We start from the raw sequence: 18,247 nt of genomic DNA, 5'->3' as shown, positions 1-18,247 counted from the left end.
TTATGAAGATCCATAAGGGAGATATGGTGATCGTCATTTCGGGCCCAGATAAGGGCGCGAAGGGCAAGGTCATCGAGGCATACCCAAAGCGTGACAAGGTCCTCGTTGAGGGCGTTAACCGCATTAAGAAGCACGTCGCAAACTCTGCTGCCGAGCGTGGCGCCGAGTCCGGCGGAATCGTTACCCAGGAAGCTCCGATCCACGTGTCCAACGTTGCGATCGTTGACTCCGAAGGCAACCCGACCCGCGTGGGCTACCGTTTCGACGAGAACGGCAAGAAGGTCCGTATCGCGCGTAGCAACGGGAAGGACATCTAAAAATGAGCGAGAACTACACCCCGCGTCTGAAGACTCGCTACCGCGAGGAAATCCGCAAGACCCTGAATGACGAGTTCAACTACGACAACGTCATGCAGATCCCTGGCGTCACCAAGGTTGTTGTCAACATGGGTGTTGGCGAAGCCGCACGTGACTCCAAGGTCATCAACGGCGCACTCGAGGATCTGACCGCTATTACCGGTCAGAAGCCGCAGCTGCGTCGCGCTAAGAAGTCCATCGCGAACTTCAAGCTCCGTGAGGGCATGCCTATCGGTGCACGCGTTACCCTGCGCGGCGACCGTATGTGGGAGTTCCTGGACCGCCTGCTGACCATCGCGCTGCCACGTATTCGTGACTTCCGCGGTCTGTCTGATCAGCAGTTCGACGGCCACGGCAACTACACCTTCGGTCTGTCCGAGCAGTCCATGTTCTACGAGATCGACATCGACAAGATCGATCGCCCTCGTGGTATGGACATCACCGTCGTTACCACCGCTACTAACGACGACGAGGGCCGCAAGCTCCTGCGCGAGCTCGGCTTCCCGTTCAAGTAAATAGAGCGCTAAAAATCCCAACTCCCCGGAAGGGGCGTTGGGATTTTTTAGTTTTACCGAGCATCTTGAATTCAAAGGTGCGCAGGCGCTGGCGTGTGCGGGCCTGGCTTAAGCTCTTTCGGCCTCTGTGTGCGTGGTGCCCTCATATTGCCAGCCGACGACCGCGTTGCGCACCGCTGGCTCCAGCGGATTCGCAGGTTGGATACAACTGATGGTGAGTAGGCGGCCGGGCATGGGGCCTTCGCCCCAAATAGAGGCGTCGTCAGAAAGCCCCTGTTTATCTGGGTCGTGTAAGTCGGTAGCCGTATAGATGAGCCAGTTCTGGCCGGAGTTCTGTGTACGCACGTAGAGCTTGTCCCCCAGATGAACCTTGTGCTCATTCGCGGAACCATCGTAGAGGTTATTGAAAACGCCTGGCACGCCCGCACCGGTATGGCCGGCAATGACCACGATGTCCTGGGACGTCGTGCCCGGCAGAGAATAAGGGCGGTCTTCGGCAGTATAGGTGCAGGCCTTATTCATGGAGTCCGGATTGATGGCACCGTTGACTACGCGGCAGGAGCCGTCTTGAAAATCGGCATGAACCTCAATAGCTGGGATGAAGAGCTCGACTGCAGGTGAAGGATCGATGGCAGGTGCCTCTTCTGCAGTGACTTCATTGGTCTCTAGACCCTCTGGTGGGTTGACCACCCGGTTAATCGTGCTGGCGAGTAACACCGTGGCAACGATGCCGATAACCACGCGAAGGATGCCGGAGGACTTCCATACCTTTTTGATCCGCTCCCACAGCGTGGGTTTGCGGCGGTGTCGGGGAAGTGAGGTGTCCTCAACGCGGCGCGGTGGGCGGCGGCGCTGTTGTTGGCGGGTGCGCGTTTCGGTCTGGCGCCATTGGCGATCAGCATCTGTGCGGTCGGATCGCGATGGAACGCTCCGGCGCCCATGAGCGGGAAGCCGATTCGGTTCCCTCCGCGGCCGGTAGTGGGAATCCATGCGACCTCCGAAGAGAAATTAAGGGTTATGGGAAAGCTCTAGCTTACAACGAAAGGGCGCGCATACCCGGAATTGGCTCGGAAACAGGTGGCCACGATAAGATTAGAGGGATTTAATTCGCTCTAATTAATGAGGTAGAAGATGTCTCTCAATGATTCCGCAAAGGCGGCGGCTGTCAAGAAGGTCACCTTATTAGATGAATCCTTCGCTCGCTTTGCAGTTCGTGCTACTTTGGCCGGCGTGTACCTGTGCATCGGTACCGCCTTCGCCGGTGTGGTAGGCCAAGCTGTCAATGGCGTTGCGCCGGGTTTGGGGGCTGTGGCTTTTGCCCTGTTTTTCGGAGTCGGCCTATTCGCCATTTTGCTCTTGGGTGCGGATCTGGCTACCGGCAACATGATGTACATGGTCTATGCCGCCAGCAATAAACACGTGGCATGGGGCAAGGCCTTTTACTTGCTGCTTATTACCACCATTTTCAACCTGGTGGGGGCGATCATCTTTGCCGCCATTATGGCGATGTCCGCCAAATTTGCTGACTTGGATCCTTCGCACCTGCTGGTGACGGTTTCTGAAGGCAAGCTCATCAAGTCCCCGCAGGGCATGCTGGTAGAGGCTATCGCCGCGAACTTCGTGGTCAACATGGGCATCGTCGGTGCCATCTTTGCCAAGGATGCGGCTTCGAAGTTCTTTGTCATCATCCCGATTATTGGTGCTTTCGTGGCGTTAGGCCTAGAGCACGTCATCGCGAACTTTTGCCTGTTTAGCATCACGCTCTTCGCTTCCGACCCGTTGCCGGCCACTCTCACTGTTGGCAACGTAGCGCTCAATTGGATCCTGGTCTGGATCGGCAACTTTATTGGCGGCGGCCTTTTGGTTGGCGGCGTCTACGCGTGGCTCAATCGCGGCCCTGAGGCCTACCGCGACTAAGCGAGCTCCCCGGAATAAAGGTTAAAGCGGTCGCCGCGGGCGAAGCCCACGAGTGCCATGCCAGTTTCGCGGGCCGTCTCTACCGCTAGGGAGGAGGCGGCGCTGACGGCAACGAGCATGCCGAAGCCCGCCATCGCCGCCTTTTGGACGAGCTCAAAGCTGGCGCGCGAACTCATGACCAGAATGAGGTCATCCGCGGGAAGTCGGTTCTCTAGTAGTAAGTGGCCGATGACCTTATCTGCGGCATTGTGACGGCCAATATCCTCGCGGATGACTACCGGTTCACCGTCTAAGGTGAACGCACCGGCGGCGTGAATGCCGCCGGTCTTTTTAAATTGCTTCTGCTCAGCCCGGAGCTTGTCTGGCAGCTTGGCGACGACATAGGGGTCCACTGGTATATGCGGAATCGGGTAGCGGGTCTGCTTAGTCAAAGCCTCGATAGAAGAGGTGCCGCATACGCCGCAGGCAGAATTTGTGGTGGTCAACCGAAGATCGCTCAGATCCAGCACATTCTTCTTCGCCAGATCGATGTCGAGCAGGTTGTAGGTATTCATGCCGTTGACGGTGGCGCCGGCGCAGTAGCGGGCCTCGGCGACGTCGCCAAGCGAGGCAATGTGGCCCTCCGAATGTAAGAAACCGTGCGCCAACTCCACGTCATGGCCGGGAGTGCGCATGGTGGTGGTAATGGTCTGACCGCCTACGCGGATTTCCAAGGGCTCCTCGCCGGCGACCGTATCGGCGCGGGTATCGACCTGCAGGCCATCTCCCAGGTGGACCTTGGTGACGGCAAAGGTGGAGTTCTTGCGGCCGGCCATTATTGCAACACCTGCTTCAGGGCAGTGATATTGGCGCGGGCTTCCTCTACATCGCTGGAGGCTAGGCCCACGAGGAAAGCAGTGAGTGGGGCCGCGGGGCGGGAGCGATTATGCGCGACGTCCTTGGTGAGGTCTAGGATTTCGCGGGTGAGTGCGGTTGCCTCCTGAGGATCGAGGCCGAGGTGACGGGCGGCTTCTTCGAGCCACTCGTGCGCGGATTGGATGGGGTCCTTGTGTGTTTGGCTCATCACCATCTCCTTATTCACGTTCGTGCTGGTCTCGACTCTAATGAAGGCACAAGACTATTTGGAAAACCGCAGGTTATGGCGTAGTATAGTACCTCGTGCTTGCGCCGAGGCGTTGGCGTGCCCCAATCATTGTGGATTTTGGCACGCTGAGCTGCAGAAAGCGCTGAGCCGATGCAAGAACTGAACATCAACTTTGTTGTAGGCCCCTCGCCGTAGATAGCGGACCGTTGTCTGAATCAAAGGGTGGCGAGCGCCTTACGGTATTGACCGTAGGGAGCGTGAGTAGCCCGAAATCACACGGAGAACGCTTTGGTGAGCACGGGAACCGCAACGAGAAAGGTACACGGTCACTCATATGACTATGACTGATCCTATTGCCGACATGCTGTCGCGCGTGCGCAACGCAAGTAATGCGCACCATGACACCGTGTCGATGCCTACCTCCAAGCTGAAGGCAAACATTGCCGACATCTTGAAGCAGGAAGGCTACATCGCTGACTACACCGTCGAGGGCCACACCCTGTCCCTCGAGCTGAAGTACAACAACCGCGAGCGCTCCCTGTCTGGCCTGCGTCGCGTGTCTAAGCCGGGTCTGCGTGTGTACGCAAAGTCCACCGAACTGCCACAGGTCTTGGGCGGCCTGGGCGTGGCTATCATTTCCACGTCCCACGGCGTGCTGACTGACCGTCAGGCTGAGGAGAAGGGCGTAGGCGGAGAAGTTCTCGCCTACGTCTGGTAAAGGGAGGTTTGACACATGTCTCGAGTCGGTCTAGCACCAATCGCCGTACCGAACGGCGTCGAAATCAAGATCAACGGCCAAGACGTTGAGGTGAAGGGCCCTAAGGGCACCCAGAGCGTTAACGTTCCAGAGCCTATCGCCATCAACCTGGAAGACGGCGTACTGTCCGTCTCCCGCCCTGATGACCACCGCAAGCACCGTGCTCTGCACGGTCTGTCCCGCTCCCTGCTGAACAACGCCGTTGTTGGCGTGACCGAGGGCTACACCATCAAGATGGAAATCTTCGGTGTCGGCTACCGTGTCCAGCAGAAGGGTAAGGACCTGGAATTCAGCCTGGGCTACTCCCACCCGATCCTCATCGAGGCTCCGGAGGGAATTACCTTCGCAGTGGACGGCGCAACCAAGCTGTCCATTACCGGTATTGACAAGCAACTAGTCGGACAGATCGCCGCAAATATCCGTCGTCTGCGTAAGGACGATCCTTACAAGGGCAAGGGTATTCGCTACGAGGGCGAGCAGATCCGTCGCAAGGTCGGAAAGACGGGTAAGTAAGCAATGGCAAACACTGAAAACACCAAGCGCACTCCAGTCGGCAAGGACATTTCCTCTCGTCGTCGCGAAGCACGCGCACGCCGTCACTTCCGTATCCGTAAGACCCTGCGTGGCACCCCTGAGGCACCGCGTCTGGTTCTTCACCGCTCCTCCCGTCACATGCACGTGCAGGTCATCGATGACCTGGCAGGCCACACCCTGGTCTCCGCATCCTCCATGGAGGCGGACGTTCGTGCACTCGAGGGCGATAAGAAGGCCAAGGCTGCCAAGGTAGGCGAGCTGGTTGCCGAGCGCGCTAAGGCCGCTGGCATCGAGCACGTCGTATTTGACCGCGCAGGCTACAAGTACCACGGCCGCGTCGCTGCGCTGGCTGACGCCGCACGTGAAGGTGGTCTGAAGTTCTAATGATCATCGTCAACGGAAACATCAACGGAAGGAACGCCTAATGTCGGACCGTGAACAGCGTGACGGCGGACGCTCCGCCGAGAACAACAAGAACAACCGCGGTGGCAACGGCCGCCGCAACGATCGTCGTAACCAGCAGGACAACGAGCGCGATAAGTACATCGAGCGCGTTGTGACCATCAACCGCGTCTCCAAGACCGTTAAGGGTGGCCGCAACATGTCCTTCACCGCCCTCGTCGTCGTTGGTGACGGCCAGGGTCAGGTTGGCGTTGGCTACGGCAAGGCCAAGGAAGTCCCGGCCGCAATCCAGAAGGGCGCTGAAGAGGCTCGCAAGAACTTCTTCCGCGTTCCGATGATTGCCGGCACCATCACCCACCCGGTTGAGGGTCGCGACGCAGCTGGCATCGTCATGATGAAGCCTGCCGCACCTGGTACCGGTGTTATCGCTGGTGGTGCTGCTCGTCCAGTGCTCGAATGCGCTGGCGTGCAGGACATCCTGTCGAAGTCCCTGGGCTCCGACAATGCACTCAACGTCGTCCGCGCTACCGTGGACGGCCTCAAGCAGCTGGTCCGCCCTGAAGAGGTTGCCGCACGTCGTGGCAAGTCCATCGAAGAGGTCACCCCGGCCCGTATGCTGCGCAAGCGCGCAGGTCAGGAGGCATAAGCAATGGCTCTGAAGATTACACAGGTAAAGGGCCTGGTGGGCACCAAGCCGAACCACCGCAAGAACATTGAGGCTCTCGGCCTCAAGCGCATCGGTCACTCCGTAGTTAAGCAGGACACCCCGATCGTTCGCGGTATGGTTCACAAGGTTCGCCACCTGGTCACCGTCGAAGAAGTGGCAGGGGAGTAAACCATGGCTGATATCATCAAGCTGCACGACCTGCGCCCAACCGCAGGAGCAAACAAGCCTAAGACCCGCGTCGGCCGCGGTGAGGCATCCAAGGGTAAGACCGCTGGTCGCGGTACCAAGGGCACCGGTGCTCGTAAGCAGGTTTCCGCTGCTTTCGAGGGTGGCCAGATGCCGATCCACATGCGTCTGCCTAAGTTGAAGGGCTTCAAGAACCCGAACCACGTTGAGTACCAGGTAGTTAACGTTGCTGACCTGGCTGAGAAGTTCGCAGATGGCGGCGACATCACCGTTGCTGACATCGCAGCTGCTGGCCTGGTCCGCGCTAACAAGCCGGTCAAGGTTCTGGGCAACGGCGACATCAACGTTAAGTTGAACGTCACCGCTGACAAGTTCTCCAAGTCTGCTGTAGAGAAGATCGAGGCTGCTGGCGGTTCCGCCAACACCAAGTAATCTCCTCTAGGTAGATTTCATCCCCCTCTCCGCACACGCGGGGCAGGGGGATTTTTTAGTGCATTATGACGGATGCACCGGGGTTGGCGCGAATAGTTGGGCGGGGCGAATGCCAGCACTCGGCAGTGAACATTGTTGACAGCAAACCTTTATAAATAAATAAGGTTAGTGGTATAGCGATATATATTCACGAGTGTTACAGTCATCCTTAGTTGAAAATCATCTAACGTTAAGGAGCCTCTTATGTCGTCTGTTTCTTCCCTGCTCGCAACCGCAGTTGCTGCCATCATGCCATTTGCTGGCTCTACCGGTCCGGTCGATGCCCAAGAACAGCTCTCCCAGCCGGATCCTGCTGAGAACGCCCAGACCGCACCGGTCGAGGCTGGTGAGCAGCCTGCGCAGGACCAGCAGCCGGGCGCCCACGCTGAGAAGGGCCGTATCACCGGTGACAAGGAAGACGTCATCAACGGTGACGCAGAGGGTGCCGAAGAGGTCGATCCAGGGTTCAACGGTGGCAACCTGCAGAGCGGTAAGCTGGCCGTGCAGCGCGAGCTGGCGCTTGCTACCCAGGAGGTCGGCCACGAGTTCATGAACATCGAGTTTAAGGATGACCACTCTGCTCACCTGACCTTCCCGGAGACCTACAACCCGGAGAAGGATGAGGCAGCTGTGCAGCGCGTTATGGGCGCCCTGAAGATCAACGGCTACGACAACATCACCGCTGCCTATTAAAGCGCGAATGTCCCGAGACTTAGGGACGAAAAAGGAGGGTGGAACGCTCGGGAAGGGCGTTCCACCCTTTTTGCTTTTCCCGCCAGAGTAGGCGCGGGGAAGGGAAGGCCTAGGCCTCGTCTACGGTCTTCTCGTACAGGCCAGGGAAGCGGTCATCCGGGTCGGTAACCGCCTTAATGGTGTCGGGAAGGTTGCCACCGTAGAGCTCTTCGAATTTCTCCCGGGAATAGAAGGCCTCTGAGTAGAGGGACTTGTGCCCGCCCAGCTCGTTGACCTTGGATTCAATGACGCGGTTGAAAGCACCATTATTCGGGGCAGAAGGGTCAACGTGGTCTCCGTCGACGCCGGACCAAAAGCCAACGTTGACCCAGGTCTGCCCAGGGCGAAGCGGGTAGAGCGGCCAGGGGTCGCTCGAGTTAGAGGCGATGTCGCCGGTGCCTACTAGCTCGTCCACGCCATCGCGCAGTCGGATAGGGCACAGCCACACCGGTTGTATATCGGAGGCGTTGAAGAACCAGTGGAGGAATTCTGGCAGGTTCTCCGGGGTGACCTCAATATCCTGCACCACGCGCTCGGCGCGCGGCTTGCCGTGGGGCTTTTTGATGAAGTTATATTCCAACTCGTATTTTCGATCGAGGCGGACCAATTTCCAATAGAAAGAGCTACGGCGCAACTCGCGGGGCCACACCTTGCGCACCTTGGGGTTCTGGGCGCCGAAAGCGCGTGAGCACCAGAACCAGTCGGTATCCCAGCGCCAGATGTAATCGCGGATGGTGAGGCGATCGCGGCGGATGCCAGAGGCGTGCTGAATGCTGCGGTAGTAAATCTTGTCCCGCGTGTAATCGGAGGTTGGGCCCTCCTCATCGGTAAAGCGGGCAAAGACAAGGTACGCCTCGTCCTCGGAGAAGACTACGCCGTCGAGGCCGTGGACGGGTTCGCCGCGGTGGGTGTGGGAAGAGGTGACGTCGGCAAGCGCGCGGCTCGCTTCCTCCACGGTGTGGAAACGCTCTTCGCGCAGCTCTACATAGGCGGGCACGGGTTCCAGCTCAATCTTGAGGCGCACTGCGTAGCCCAGCGAGCCATAGGAGTTGGGGAAGAGGCGGAAGAGATCGACGTTGTCTTCGCGGGAGCAGGTGAGAATCTCGCCGGTGCCGGTAAGGACATCCATCTCCAGCACGGACTCGTGTGGGAGACCGTTGCGGAAGCTGGTGGATTCCACGCCCATGCCGGTGACCGCACCGCCGAGCGTAATGGTCTTAAGCTGCGGTACGACGAAGGGCATGAGGTCATGGGCCAGGGTGGCATCCACGAGGTCCTCATAGGTGCACATGCCCTGCACATCGGCCGTGCGGGCTATCGGGTCGACCTCGATGACGCCGCCGAGGCCCGAAACATCTAGGCCCGCTTGCTCCTCGCTGCGGCCGCGGAAAAGGTTAGAGGTCTTCTTGGCCAGGCGCACGCGCTTTCCGGCCGGGACAGCACGGAAGCTCGCCAGCAGCTTGTCGACGCCCTCTTGGTGCGCCGTCCATCCCACCGGCTCAATGGGCATGGCATCCACCGGCCGCGGCTGGGCAGCGGCGAGGCGTTGGCGCAGATTATCAATGAGAGTCATAGCACCCCTCCTTAAAAGCGGCTATCTTCCCACCAGCGGCGCTCAGGCACACCGGTGCGGGAGCCGGCCTCGCCCAGCTTTACGCCGAGGAAGTGATACAGGTTGATGATATTGCGCTCAAAGCCCCATTCGGATCCGGCCATATAAATGCCGTACAGGCGGGCGGTTGGCAGGCCCACGGTGGCGCAGGCCTCATCCCAATTTTCCTTCAGGTTCTCGCACCAATCGTGCAGTGTGCGCATGTAGTCAAAGCGGAGGGATTCGGTGTGGATGACTTCGAAGCCATTATCCTGCATGGCTTTGGTGACGTTGCCGGAACCGGTGAGCTCGCCGTCGGGGAAGATATAGCGGTCAATGAAGCCGCCCTTGGGCGTCTTGTGGTTATCCGGGTAGGTGATGTTGTGGTTGAGCATCAGGCCGCAGACCTTCAATTTGCCGTGGAGGAACTTGAAAAAGTCGTTGTAGTTCTTCACACCAATGTGCTCGATAATGCCGATGGCGGAGATAGCATCGAAGCCCTCTTCGGTGATATCGCGGTAGTCCATGAAGCGGACTTCCGCCAAGTCTTGGAGGCCTTCCTCCTCAATCTTGCGCTGGCCCCACTCGGCCTGTTCCTTGGACAAGGTGACGCCGATGGACTTCACGCCGCGGCGCGCCGCGTAGCGCACCATACCGCCCCAGCCGCAGCCCACATCCAAGTGGCGGTCGCCTTCCTTGAGGCGGAGTTTGTCAAAGATGAGGCGGTACTTATTTTCCTGCGCTTCCTCTAGCGTGGCGTCTGGGGAGGGGTAGTAGGCGCAGGTATAGGTCATTGAATCGCCCAAGAAGAGCTCGTAGAAATCATTGCCTACGTCGTAGTGATCAGAAATGACATCGGCATCGCGCTGTTTCGAGTGCTTGGATAGGCCGTCGTGTAGCTTGCGGCGCAGCCATGAAGCGCGCTCCACCTCGGGGACCGGCTGGATCTGGAAGGCGCCCATGGACGCCAGCGAGCGCACCACGCGTGCCAGTGTCTTCGCATCCGGCTTTTGGAATTTGTCATACATGGCATGCAGCGCGTCAAAAATGCCATAGGGGTGGGCCGGGTGATCGCCATGCACCGTGATGCCGTCCGTGACATATGCACGCGCAAAACCCACATCGCCGGGATGGGTAGCAATAAAAGAGAGGCCCTCAAGGCTATTAATAGTCACCTTGTACTGGGAGTCTTCCGGTCCGGTCGCGGAGCCGTCGAAGGCCTCCCAGCGGAAAGGGTTGGGGCTAGGGACAAAAACGTCGATGATCTCAGCAACGGTCATCGGCGTGAATTTCTTGCTCATAAGTACTTCTTTCGAAACATTAGGTTCACACCAATAACGGCCTCGTGGCGCAGGGACCCGCGAGGTCGGAGACTAAAAAGGGAATTGCGCGCTGGCAATGCCCCCATGGTAAACCCCGGATGCAAAACGCGCGAAAGATCAAGCAATCATGGTCACACTATTGGGGCTTAATGTGGCTATGTGGGGTAAGGCTGGTAGGGTAATGGGGTCATAAGTGTTCAACCGTCCCTGAAGGAAACCTGAATTTCCCCTAAGCTTTCTGGCTCAGGGGGTGTGGTTTCCTAGGGGTAGATGAGTTTCCACCTCCGTGTGTGAACGCGAAACCCTCCCTAGATTTTGCGTTCGGCAGCGGTAGGCCAGGAGGATTTTGTAGTGTCCGCCATTGTCCAGGCTTTCAAGGATGCCGACCTACGTAAGAAGATCGTCTTCACCATCGTGATGATCATTGCGTACCGCGTCGGTGCACAGATCCCGTCTCCGGGTGTTGACTATGCGTCTATTGCTGGCCGCTTGCGCCAGCTTACCGAGCAGTCCGGAGACCTTTACTCCGTCATCAACCTCTTCTCGGGTGGTGCGCTGCTGCAGCTGTCGATCTTCGCTATCGGCATCATGCCGTACATTACGGCGTCCATTATTGTGCAGCTGCTGACCGTGGTCATTCCTCGCTTTGAGGAATTGAAGAAGGAAGGCCAGTCCGGTCAGGCCAAGATGACCCAGTACACCCGCTACCTGACCCTCGCGTTGGCGTTGCTGCAATCCTCCGGCATCGTCGCGCTGGCAGACCGCGAGCAGCTGCTGGGCCAGGGCGTACCGGTCTTGGCAGATGACCGAAACTTCTTCACCCTCATCGTCTTGGTCATCACCATGACTTCCGGCGCTGTACTGGTGATGTGGATGGGTGAGCTCATCACCGAAAAGGGCATCGGTAACGGCATGTCCCTGCTCATCTTCGCTGGTATCGCAACCCGCCTGCCCACCGATGGTGCAAGCATCCTGCAGAACAATGGTGGACTCGTCTTCGCCATGGTGGTAGCCGGCTTGGTCGTCCTAGTTGTTGGCATTACCTTCATCGAGCAGGGCCAGCGCCGCATTCCGGTTCAGTACGCAAAGCGCATGGTCGGCCGCCGCCAGTACGGTGGTTCCTCTACCTACCTGCCGCTGAAGGTCAACCAGGCCGGCGTTATCCCGGTCATCTTCGCTTCCTCCCTGATCTACATGCCGGTCCTCATTACCCAGATTGTGAACTCTGGCTCCCCCGGCACCCCGGATAACTGGTGGCAGCGCAATGTCATCGCGCACCTGCAAGCACCTTCCTCCTGGCAGTACATCGTGCTGTACTTCGTCCTGACCATCTTCTTCGCTTACTTCTATGTCTCGGTCCAGTACGATCCGGCAGAGCAGGCGGATAATATGAAGAAGTACGGCGGCTTTATCCCGGGTATTCGCCCGGGCCGTCCGACCGCGGAGTACCTTGGTTATGTGATGAACCGTCTGCTGTGCGTGGGTGCCCTGTACCTGGCACTTATCGCCATCCTGCCGAATATCCTCTTGGACCTCGGCGTAGGCAGCTCCTCCGCCAGCGGCACCTCCGCCTTTGGTGGTACGGCCATCCTGATTATGGTCTCCGTCGCCTTGACTACGGTCAAGCAGATCGAGTCCCAGCTACTGCAATCCAACTACGAAGGACTACTTAAGTAATGCGTCTTGTACTTCTAGGACCTCCCGGTGCCGGCAAGGGCACCCAGGCAGCTATCCTCAGCGAGAAGCTGAACGTTCCGCACATCTCCACCGGCGACCTGTTCCGCGCCAACATTGGCGAAGGCACTCCGCTGGGTGTAGAGGCAAAGTCCTACATCGATGCAGGCAAGCTGGTACCTACCGACGTCACTGCACGTATGGTCGAGGACCGCCTTAACCAGGATGACGCCAAGAATGGCTTCCTACTGGACGGCTTCCCACGTACCACCGAGCAGGCAGATATCCTGGAGGAGCTGCTTGCTAAGAAGGGCGAGAAGCTCGACGGAGTTCTCAACTTCGAGGTCTCTGAGGATGTTGTTGTTGAGCGCATGATGGCCCGTGGCCGCGCCGACGATAATGAGGAGACTATCCGCACCCGCCTCGGTGTCTACCGCGAGGAAACCTTCCCGCTTATCGAGCACTACGGCGATGCCATCATCTCCATCAAGGCCGAAGGCGCCGTGGAGGAAATCAACGCCCGTGCGATGGAAGCACTGGGTAAGTAAGCATGGCTTTTCGACGCCGCAGTAAGCGCATCCCCGCCCGCACCCCGGGCGAGCTAGACGCCATGCAGGCCGCCGGCGAGATTGTTGGCAAGGCACTGCAGGAAGTCCGCGCTGCTGCGGCGTCTGGCGTATCTACCCTCGAGTTGGACGCGGTGGCTGAGCAGACCATTCGCGATGCCGGCGCCTATCCCACCTTCAAGGGGTACGAAGGATTTCCGGGCTCCATCTGTGCTTCCGTTAATGACGTCATCGTGCACGGCATTCCGGATAAGGAAACCGTCCTCGCAGATGGCGACTTGGTGTCCATCGATTGCGGTGCCACGCTCGATGGCTGGGTAGGCGATAGCGCTTGGTCCTTTGCAGTAGGCGAGCTCGATGCAGACGTCGCAGCCCTCAATAGGGCCACCGAGTATGTCCTCATGGAGGGCATGCAGGCTATGGTTCCGGGCAATCTGCTTACCGACGTCTCCCATGCCCTAGAGCAAGCCACCCGCCGGGCCGAGCAGAAGTTCGGCGTGGATCTTTTCATCGTGGATGGCTATGGCGGTCACGGCATCGGGCGCACCATGCACGAGGATCCTTACCTGGCCAATGAGGGTCGCCCGGGCCGTGGCCCGCTGATCCAAGAAGGTTCCGTCCTAGCTATTGAACCCATGCTAACTTTGGGCACAGAGGATTCTGCCGTGCTAGAGGATGACTGGACGGTCGTAACCCTCGATGGCTCCTTTGCCGCTCACTGGGAGCATACGGTGGCCGCGACCGCCGATGGGCCCCGTATTCTTACCCGCCGCTACTGACATTTATTCCCCGATATGCCTGTTGCACTAGGCATATGCCCCTGAAAGGTTTATACTCACAGCCATGTCTAAATTTAGCTTCCGCAAGATCCGTGCCACGGTTGCAGCGCCCGCAGTCGCTGGCGTGATGGCCTTGAGCACCACCATTGCGGCTCCTGCCGCTACCGCCCAGGAGATTCCGAACCTGGATCAGCTCAGCTCCAAGGCAAACTCCGACCTCGCTCAGTTCTCTTCCCAGTCCGGCCTGGACCAGCTCACCGCTGAGGCAAAGAAGCAGCTGGATAACTTCCATGGCCAGAGCCGCGAGCAGGCCTGGAATACCCGCAACCAGATCCTGGACCAGGCAGAGAAGTTCTCCCCGGAACTGGCTCCTAGCGTCCAGACCGCTGTGGACGGCGCCGTAGAATTCCTCTTCCCAGGATTGATTGCACAGAAGAATGAGGAAGCGCGCAAGGCCCGCGAGGCCGCTGCTCGCGCCAACGCTGAGCGCGTCGCTGCTGAGAAGGCTCGTTCTGAGGCTGCCGCACGCAAGGCGGAAGCACAGCGCCGCGCCAACCAGTTCGACCGTGGCCCGTGCCCGGCCGATGCCAAGGTATGCGTTGATCTCGACGGTCGCCGCACCTGGTTGCAAGACGGCGGCAAGGTGTCCTACGTGTCCCCGGCCATGTCTGCAGGCATGCGTGGACAGGAAACCCCGCGCGGCACGTTCTACGTTGGCCGCAAGGTAGAGCATGACATCTCCCGCGAGTTCAATAACGCGCCGATGCCATACTCCATCTACTTCACCAATAACGGTCACGCCTTCCACTTGGATGACCCGGCCGTAGACTCCAATGGTTGCGTTCACCTGCCGCCAGACGCTGCCAAGCGCTACTGGGATAATGTGCAGGTTGGCGATAAGGTCTTCATCTACTAAGACCCGCGCTCTAAGCGAAAACCTCATCCCCCGAACTATTCTTCCGAAGAGGAGAATCGGTTCGGGGGATTTTGCTGGCTTAGGGGGAGGGGGCGGGAGAGCTAGCGGGGCGTCGGAAAGCGCAGCGGTTTGGAAAACGTGTCGCTGCAGCGTATGCTGTTAAGTCGGTGTATAGCGTCAGCGAGGCTGGCGCGGATACGCCACCGCAGTAGACAACAAACATGCAGGTGACGGCACACTTGGCCGTCGCCAGAAAAGTAGAGGTTATGGCTAAGGAAGGCGCAATCGAGGTAGAAGGCCGCATTATCGAGCCTTTGCCCAACGCAATGTTCCGTGTCGAGCTCGACAATGGACACAAGGTTCTTGCACACATTTCTGGCAAGATGCGTCAGCACTACATTCGCATCCTCCCAGAGGACCGTGTGGTTGTAGAGCTGTCTCCTTATGACCTAACCCGCGGACGCATCGTCTACCGCTACAAGTAAAGACAGTAAGCCTCCTCACCCAAGGGTGAACCCACAGGTTCACTCTGTCCACCTCAGGCTACGGTGGCCTGAGCCCGCACTGGTAAGCAACCCAAGGATTCCCGGCACGGTCCGGGCGAAGCGTTGCATGGAGCGGGACGGATGGGGAGAAAACCGCCGTAACAACCCGAAAGGACACGCCATATGGCACGTCTAGCTGGTGTTGACCTCCCCCGCAATAAGCGCATGGAGGTCGCTCTCACCTACATCTACGGCATCGGTCCAACCCGTGCCAAGGAACTGCTAGAAAAGACTGGCATTTCTCCTGACCTGCGCACTGACAACCTGGATGATGACCAGCTGTCGGCGCTCCGTGACGCAATTGAGGCTACCTGGAAGGTTGAGGGTGACCTCCGCCGTCAGGTTCAGGCTGATATCCGCCGCAAGATTGAAATCGGAAGCTACAAGGGTCTGCGCCACCGTCGTGGCCTGCCTGTACGTGGCCAGCGCACCAAGACCAATGCGCGCACTCGTAAGGGTCCGAAGAAGACGATCGCAGGAAAGAAGAAGTAATTCATGCCTCCAAAGACTCGTTCCGGCGCGCGCCGTTCCGGCCGTCGCGTCGTAAAGAAGAATGTGGCCCTCGGCCACGCATACATCAAGTCCACCTTCAATAACACCATCGTCTCGATCACCGATCAGACCGGTGCTGTTATCTCTTGGGCATCCTCCGGCCACGTTGGCTTCAAGGGTTCCCGTAAGTCCACTCCGTTCGCCGCTCAGATGGCAGCCGAGAACGCTGCACGCAAGGCAATGGATCATGGCATGAAGAAGGTTGACGTATTCGTCAAGGGTCCGGGCTCCGGCCGCGAGACCGCCATCCGTTCCCTGCAGGCTGCAGGCCTCGAGGTTTCCTCGATCACGGATGCAACCCCACAGCCGCACAACGGCTGCCGTCCGACCAAGCGCCGCAAGGTTTAAGGGAAAGGAAGAGGTAAGAAAATGGCTCGTTACACTGGCCCCGCTACCCGCGTATCCCGCCGTCTTCGCGTCGACTTGGTCGGCGGCGATATGGCATTCGAGCGCCGCCCGTACCCACCGGGACAGGCTGGCCGCAACCGCATCAAGGAATCTGAGTACCTGCTGCAGCTCCAGGAGAAGCAGAAGGCAAAGTACACCTACGGTGTGCTGGAGCGTCAGTTCCGTCGTTACTACGCAGAGGCCAACCGCCTCCCGGGCAAGACCGGCGATAACCTGGTTATCCTGCTCGAGTCCCGCCTGGACAACGTAGTTTACCGTGCAGGTCTGGCACGCACCCGCCGCCAGGCTCGCCAGCTTGTCTCCCACGGTCACTTCACCGTGAACGGCAAGAACATCAACGTTCCTTCCTACAAGGTCACCCAGTACGACATCATTGATGTCCGTGACCGCTCCAAGAAGATGGAATGGTTCGAAGATGCTCAGGACGCCCTCATCGATGCCAACGTACCGGCATGGCTGCAGGTTGTTCCTGATACCCTGCGCATCCTCGTGCACCAGCTGCCCGAGCGCGCTCAGATCGACATTCCGCTGCAGGAGCAGCTCATCGTCGAGCTTTACTCGAAGTAAACTGTTATACCGCACGGCCTGTAATGGCCTGGCGGATAACCAGGAATCTTCAATCCCGAAGATTTTTACCCCTCTACCGGCGTCAAATAGCGGTCGCCGAAAAGGAGAATTTCAATGCTCATTTCCCAGCGTCCTCAGCTCACCGAGGAATTCATCGACTCGTCTCGTTCCAAGTTCGTCATCGAACCGCTCGAGCCGGGCTTTGGCTACACCCTCGGTAACTCGCTGCGTCGTACCCTGCTGTCCTCCATTCCGGGTGCAGCGGTAACCTCCATCAAGATCGATGGTGTTCTCCACGAGTTCACCACCATCAACGGTGTGAAGGAAGACGTTTCCGAGATCATCTTGAACATCAAGAGCATGGTGCTTTCTTCCGACTCCGATGAGCCGGTTGTTATGTATCTGAGCAAGGAAGGCCCGGGCGATGTCACCGCGGGCGATATTCAGCCGCCGGCTGGCGTGGAGATCCACAACCCGGATCTGCACATCGCTTCCCTGAATGACACCGCCAAGCTGGACATTGAGCTCGTCGTCGAGCGCGGCCGTGGCTATGTCCCAGCCGCTCCTACCTCCGGTGAGATCGGCCGCATCCCGGTCGACCAGATTTACTCCCCGGTCCTCAAGGTCTCCTACAAGGTCGAGGCAACTCGTGTTGAGCAGCGCACCGACTTTGACAAGCTGACCATCGACGTCGAAACCAAGAACTCGATTTCTGCACGCGATGCCCTGGCTTCCGCCGGCGGCACCCTGGTCGAGCTTTTCGGCCTGGCCCGCGAGCTGAACAACGCTGCCGAAGGCATCGAGATCGGACCCTCCCCGCAGGAGACCGAGTACATCGCTGCTTATGGCATGCCGATCGAGGACCTGAACTTCTCCGTCCGCTCTTATAACTGCCTGAAGCGTCAGGAGATCCACACCGTGGGCGAGCTCGCTGAATGCACCGAGTCCGACCTGCTGGATATCCGCAACTTCGGCCAGAAGTCGATCAATGAGGTAAAGATCAAGCTGGCTAACTTGGGCCTGGCTCTCAAGGACACCCCTGAGGACTTCGACCCGACCCAGCTCGAGGGCTACGACGCAGAAACCGGTGACTTCAAGGATCCGGCTGCTGAGGATTCCGAGTAAAGAACCCCGCTGACTTGCGGCAATGACCTAATTGCCGCGCGCTCAACTTTTACCGCATACGAGGAGTACACAATGCCAACCCCTAAGAAGGGTGCCCGTCTCGGCGGCTCCGCCAAGCAGCAGGCTCACATGCTGAGCAACTTGGCAGCCAGCCTGATCGAGCACGGCGCTATCAAGACCACCGATGCCAAGGCGAAGGTTCTTCGCCCGTACATCGAAAAGATCATCACCAAGGCTAAGTCCGGCACCGTTGCTGACCGCCGCGCAGTTCTGAAGCTCATCCCGCGCAAGGATGTTGTTTCTTACCTGTTCGACGAGGTTGCACCGAAGTTTGAGAACCGTGAGGGTGGCTACACCCGCACCATCAAGCTGGACAACCGCACCGGTGACAACGCCCCGATGTCCCAGATCTCCCTCGTTCTCGAGGAGACCGTGACCTCTGAGGCTAACCGCGCTACCCGTGCTGCTGCTTCCAAGCAGGCTGAGGAAGCTAAGGCAGACGAGGCTGCTGAGACCGAGGCACCTGCCGAGGAGACCGCAGCTGAGGAGTCCGAGGAGAAGTAATTTCCCTTCGACCCTAG

Annotated in this window: 25 protein-coding genes; 20 read left to right on the top strand and 5 right to left on the bottom strand. The window is 58.7% G+C overall.

Going from position 1 to position 18,247, the window contains the following annotated elements; all coding sequences use genetic code 11:
* Positions 1-2 precede the first annotated feature (2 nt).
* A complete protein-coding gene (gene rplX / locus MHY22_RS03685) occupies positions 3-317 on the top strand; it encodes a 50S ribosomal protein L24 (RefSeq protein ID WP_023027809.1) in 315 nt (104 codons plus the stop codon).
* Positions 318-319: 2 nt separating this feature from the next.
* A complete protein-coding gene (gene rplE, locus MHY22_RS03680) occupies positions 320-871 on the top strand; it encodes a 50S ribosomal protein L5 (RefSeq protein WP_049358620.1) in 552 nt (183 codons plus the stop codon).
* Between the two features lie 108 nt (positions 872-979).
* Here the strand turns inward: rplE and MHY22_RS03675 are convergent, their stop codons facing one another.
* Positions 980-1,861, bottom strand: a complete 882-nt coding sequence (locus tag MHY22_RS03675; protein WP_239278114.1) for a hypothetical protein — start codon at positions 1,859-1,861, stop codon at positions 980-982.
* Between the two features lie 141 nt (positions 1,862-2,002).
* Between MHY22_RS03675 and MHY22_RS03670 the strand changes: the two genes are divergently transcribed.
* Positions 2,003-2,788, top strand: a complete 786-nt coding sequence (locus MHY22_RS03670) for a formate/nitrite transporter family protein (RefSeq protein WP_239278113.1) — start codon at positions 2,003-2,005, stop codon at positions 2,786-2,788.
* Here MHY22_RS03670 and fdhD read toward each other — a convergent pair.
* Both fdhD and MHY22_RS03660 read right to left on the bottom strand, forming a co-directional pair.
* Positions 2,785-3,603 carry a formate dehydrogenase accessory sulfurtransferase FdhD gene (fdhD, locus tag MHY22_RS03665; protein ID WP_239278112.1) on the bottom strand — a complete coding sequence of 273 codons (819 nt, stop codon included), beginning with the start codon at positions 3,601-3,603 and terminating at the stop codon, positions 2,785-2,787. The genes MHY22_RS03670 and fdhD overlap by 4 nt on opposite strands.
* A complete protein-coding gene (locus MHY22_RS03660) occupies positions 3,603-3,851 on the bottom strand; it encodes a DUF6457 domain-containing protein (RefSeq protein WP_239278111.1) in 249 nt (82 codons plus the stop codon). The genes fdhD and MHY22_RS03660 overlap by 1 nt, the downstream gene beginning before the upstream one ends.
* Before the next feature lie 355 nt (positions 3,852-4,206).
* Here MHY22_RS03660 and rpsH point away from each other — a divergent pair, with 355 nt between their 5' ends.
* The 7 genes from rpsH (at position 4,207) to MHY22_RS03625 (ending at position 7,582) form a co-directional block, all read left to right on the top strand.
* Positions 4,207-4,590: a 30S ribosomal protein S8 gene (gene rpsH / locus MHY22_RS03655; protein WP_005322799.1), complete on the top strand. Its 384-nt coding sequence runs from the start codon at positions 4,207-4,209 to the stop codon at positions 4,588-4,590.
* Positions 4,591-4,605: 15 nt separating this feature from the next.
* On the top strand, positions 4,606-5,142 hold the full coding sequence (rplF, locus tag MHY22_RS03650; protein ID WP_005322792.1) for a 50S ribosomal protein L6: 537 nt from the start codon (positions 4,606-4,608) through the stop codon (positions 5,140-5,142).
* Positions 5,143-5,145: 3 nt separating this feature from the next.
* Positions 5,146-5,547, top strand: coding sequence for a 50S ribosomal protein L18 (gene rplR, locus MHY22_RS03645; protein ID WP_005322788.1), 402 nt, complete (start codon positions 5,146-5,148; stop codon positions 5,545-5,547).
* Between the two features lie 40 nt (positions 5,548-5,587).
* Positions 5,588-6,211, top strand: a complete 624-nt coding sequence (rpsE, locus tag MHY22_RS03640; protein WP_005322780.1) for a 30S ribosomal protein S5 — start codon at positions 5,588-5,590, stop codon at positions 6,209-6,211.
* A gap of 3 nt (positions 6,212-6,214) precedes the next feature.
* Complete coding sequence (rpmD, locus tag MHY22_RS03635; RefSeq protein ID WP_239278110.1) at positions 6,215-6,400, top strand: 50S ribosomal protein L30; 186 nt, start codon at positions 6,215-6,217, stop codon at positions 6,398-6,400.
* Positions 6,401-6,403: 3 nt separating this feature from the next.
* Positions 6,404-6,850 (top strand): 50S ribosomal protein L15, encoded by a 447-nt coding sequence (rplO, locus tag MHY22_RS03630; protein WP_005322777.1) that lies wholly within the window; start codon positions 6,404-6,406, stop codon positions 6,848-6,850.
* Between the two features lie 243 nt (positions 6,851-7,093).
* Positions 7,094-7,582, top strand: a complete 489-nt coding sequence (locus tag MHY22_RS03625) for a hypothetical protein (protein ID WP_239278109.1) — start codon at positions 7,094-7,096, stop codon at positions 7,580-7,582.
* Positions 7,583-7,691: 109 nt separating this feature from the next.
* On the opposite strand, the gene MHY22_RS03620 is transcribed toward MHY22_RS03625, so the two are convergent.
* Entirely contained in the window at positions 7,692-9,194 is a 1,503-nt protein-coding gene (locus MHY22_RS03620) for an FAD-binding oxidoreductase (RefSeq protein ID WP_239278108.1), read from the bottom strand.
* Between the two features lie 11 nt (positions 9,195-9,205).
* Positions 9,206-10,513, bottom strand: coding sequence for a class I SAM-dependent methyltransferase (locus MHY22_RS03615; RefSeq protein ID WP_239278107.1), 1,308 nt, complete (start codon positions 10,511-10,513; stop codon positions 9,206-9,208).
* A 372-nt stretch (positions 10,514-10,885) separates the two neighbouring features.
* On the opposite strand from MHY22_RS03615, the gene secY reads away from it, so the two are divergent.
* From secY to rplQ, 10 genes are all read left to right on the top strand, one after another.
* Positions 10,886-12,211, top strand: coding sequence for a preprotein translocase subunit SecY (gene secY / locus MHY22_RS03610; RefSeq protein ID WP_239278105.1), 1,326 nt, complete (start codon positions 10,886-10,888; stop codon positions 12,209-12,211).
* A complete protein-coding gene (locus tag MHY22_RS03605) occupies positions 12,211-12,756 on the top strand; it encodes an adenylate kinase (RefSeq protein ID WP_239278104.1) in 546 nt (181 codons plus the stop codon). The genes secY and MHY22_RS03605 overlap by 1 nt, the downstream gene beginning before the upstream one ends.
* A gap of 2 nt (positions 12,757-12,758) precedes the next feature.
* Complete coding sequence (map, locus tag MHY22_RS03600) at positions 12,759-13,553, top strand: type I methionyl aminopeptidase (RefSeq protein ID WP_239278103.1); 795 nt, start codon at positions 12,759-12,761, stop codon at positions 13,551-13,553.
* A gap of 64 nt (positions 13,554-13,617) precedes the next feature.
* Entirely contained in the window at positions 13,618-14,469 is an 852-nt protein-coding gene (locus tag MHY22_RS03595) for a L,D-transpeptidase (protein WP_239278102.1), read from the top strand.
* A gap of 266 nt (positions 14,470-14,735) precedes the next feature.
* Positions 14,736-14,954 carry a translation initiation factor IF-1 gene (gene infA, locus MHY22_RS03590; protein WP_004566852.1) on the top strand — a complete coding sequence of 73 codons (219 nt, stop codon included), beginning with the start codon at positions 14,736-14,738 and terminating at the stop codon, positions 14,952-14,954.
* A 183-nt stretch (positions 14,955-15,137) separates the two neighbouring features.
* Positions 15,138-15,506 carry a 30S ribosomal protein S13 gene (gene rpsM, locus MHY22_RS03585; protein ID WP_005322765.1) on the top strand — a complete coding sequence of 123 codons (369 nt, stop codon included), beginning with the start codon at positions 15,138-15,140 and terminating at the stop codon, positions 15,504-15,506.
* 3 nt (positions 15,507-15,509) lie between these two features.
* Complete coding sequence (gene rpsK / locus MHY22_RS03580; RefSeq protein ID WP_005322764.1) at positions 15,510-15,914, top strand: 30S ribosomal protein S11; 405 nt, start codon at positions 15,510-15,512, stop codon at positions 15,912-15,914.
* Between the two features lie 21 nt (positions 15,915-15,935).
* On the top strand, positions 15,936-16,541 hold the full coding sequence (gene rpsD, locus MHY22_RS03575) for a 30S ribosomal protein S4 (RefSeq protein WP_005322762.1): 606 nt from the start codon (positions 15,936-15,938) through the stop codon (positions 16,539-16,541).
* A 114-nt stretch (positions 16,542-16,655) separates the two neighbouring features.
* Positions 16,656-17,666: a DNA-directed RNA polymerase subunit alpha gene (locus tag MHY22_RS03570; protein ID WP_005322760.1), complete on the top strand. Its 1,011-nt coding sequence runs from the start codon at positions 16,656-16,658 to the stop codon at positions 17,664-17,666.
* Between the two features lie 72 nt (positions 17,667-17,738).
* Positions 17,739-18,230, top strand: coding sequence for a 50S ribosomal protein L17 (gene rplQ, locus MHY22_RS03565; RefSeq protein WP_239278100.1), 492 nt, complete (start codon positions 17,739-17,741; stop codon positions 18,228-18,230).
* Positions 18,231-18,247 lie beyond the last annotated feature (17 nt).

Source organism: Corynebacterium sp. ACRPO, assembly GCF_022347205.1.
GTDB lineage: Bacteria > Actinomycetota > Actinomycetes > Mycobacteriales > Mycobacteriaceae > Corynebacterium.
This window is presented reverse-complemented; position numbering and strand designations above follow the sequence as displayed.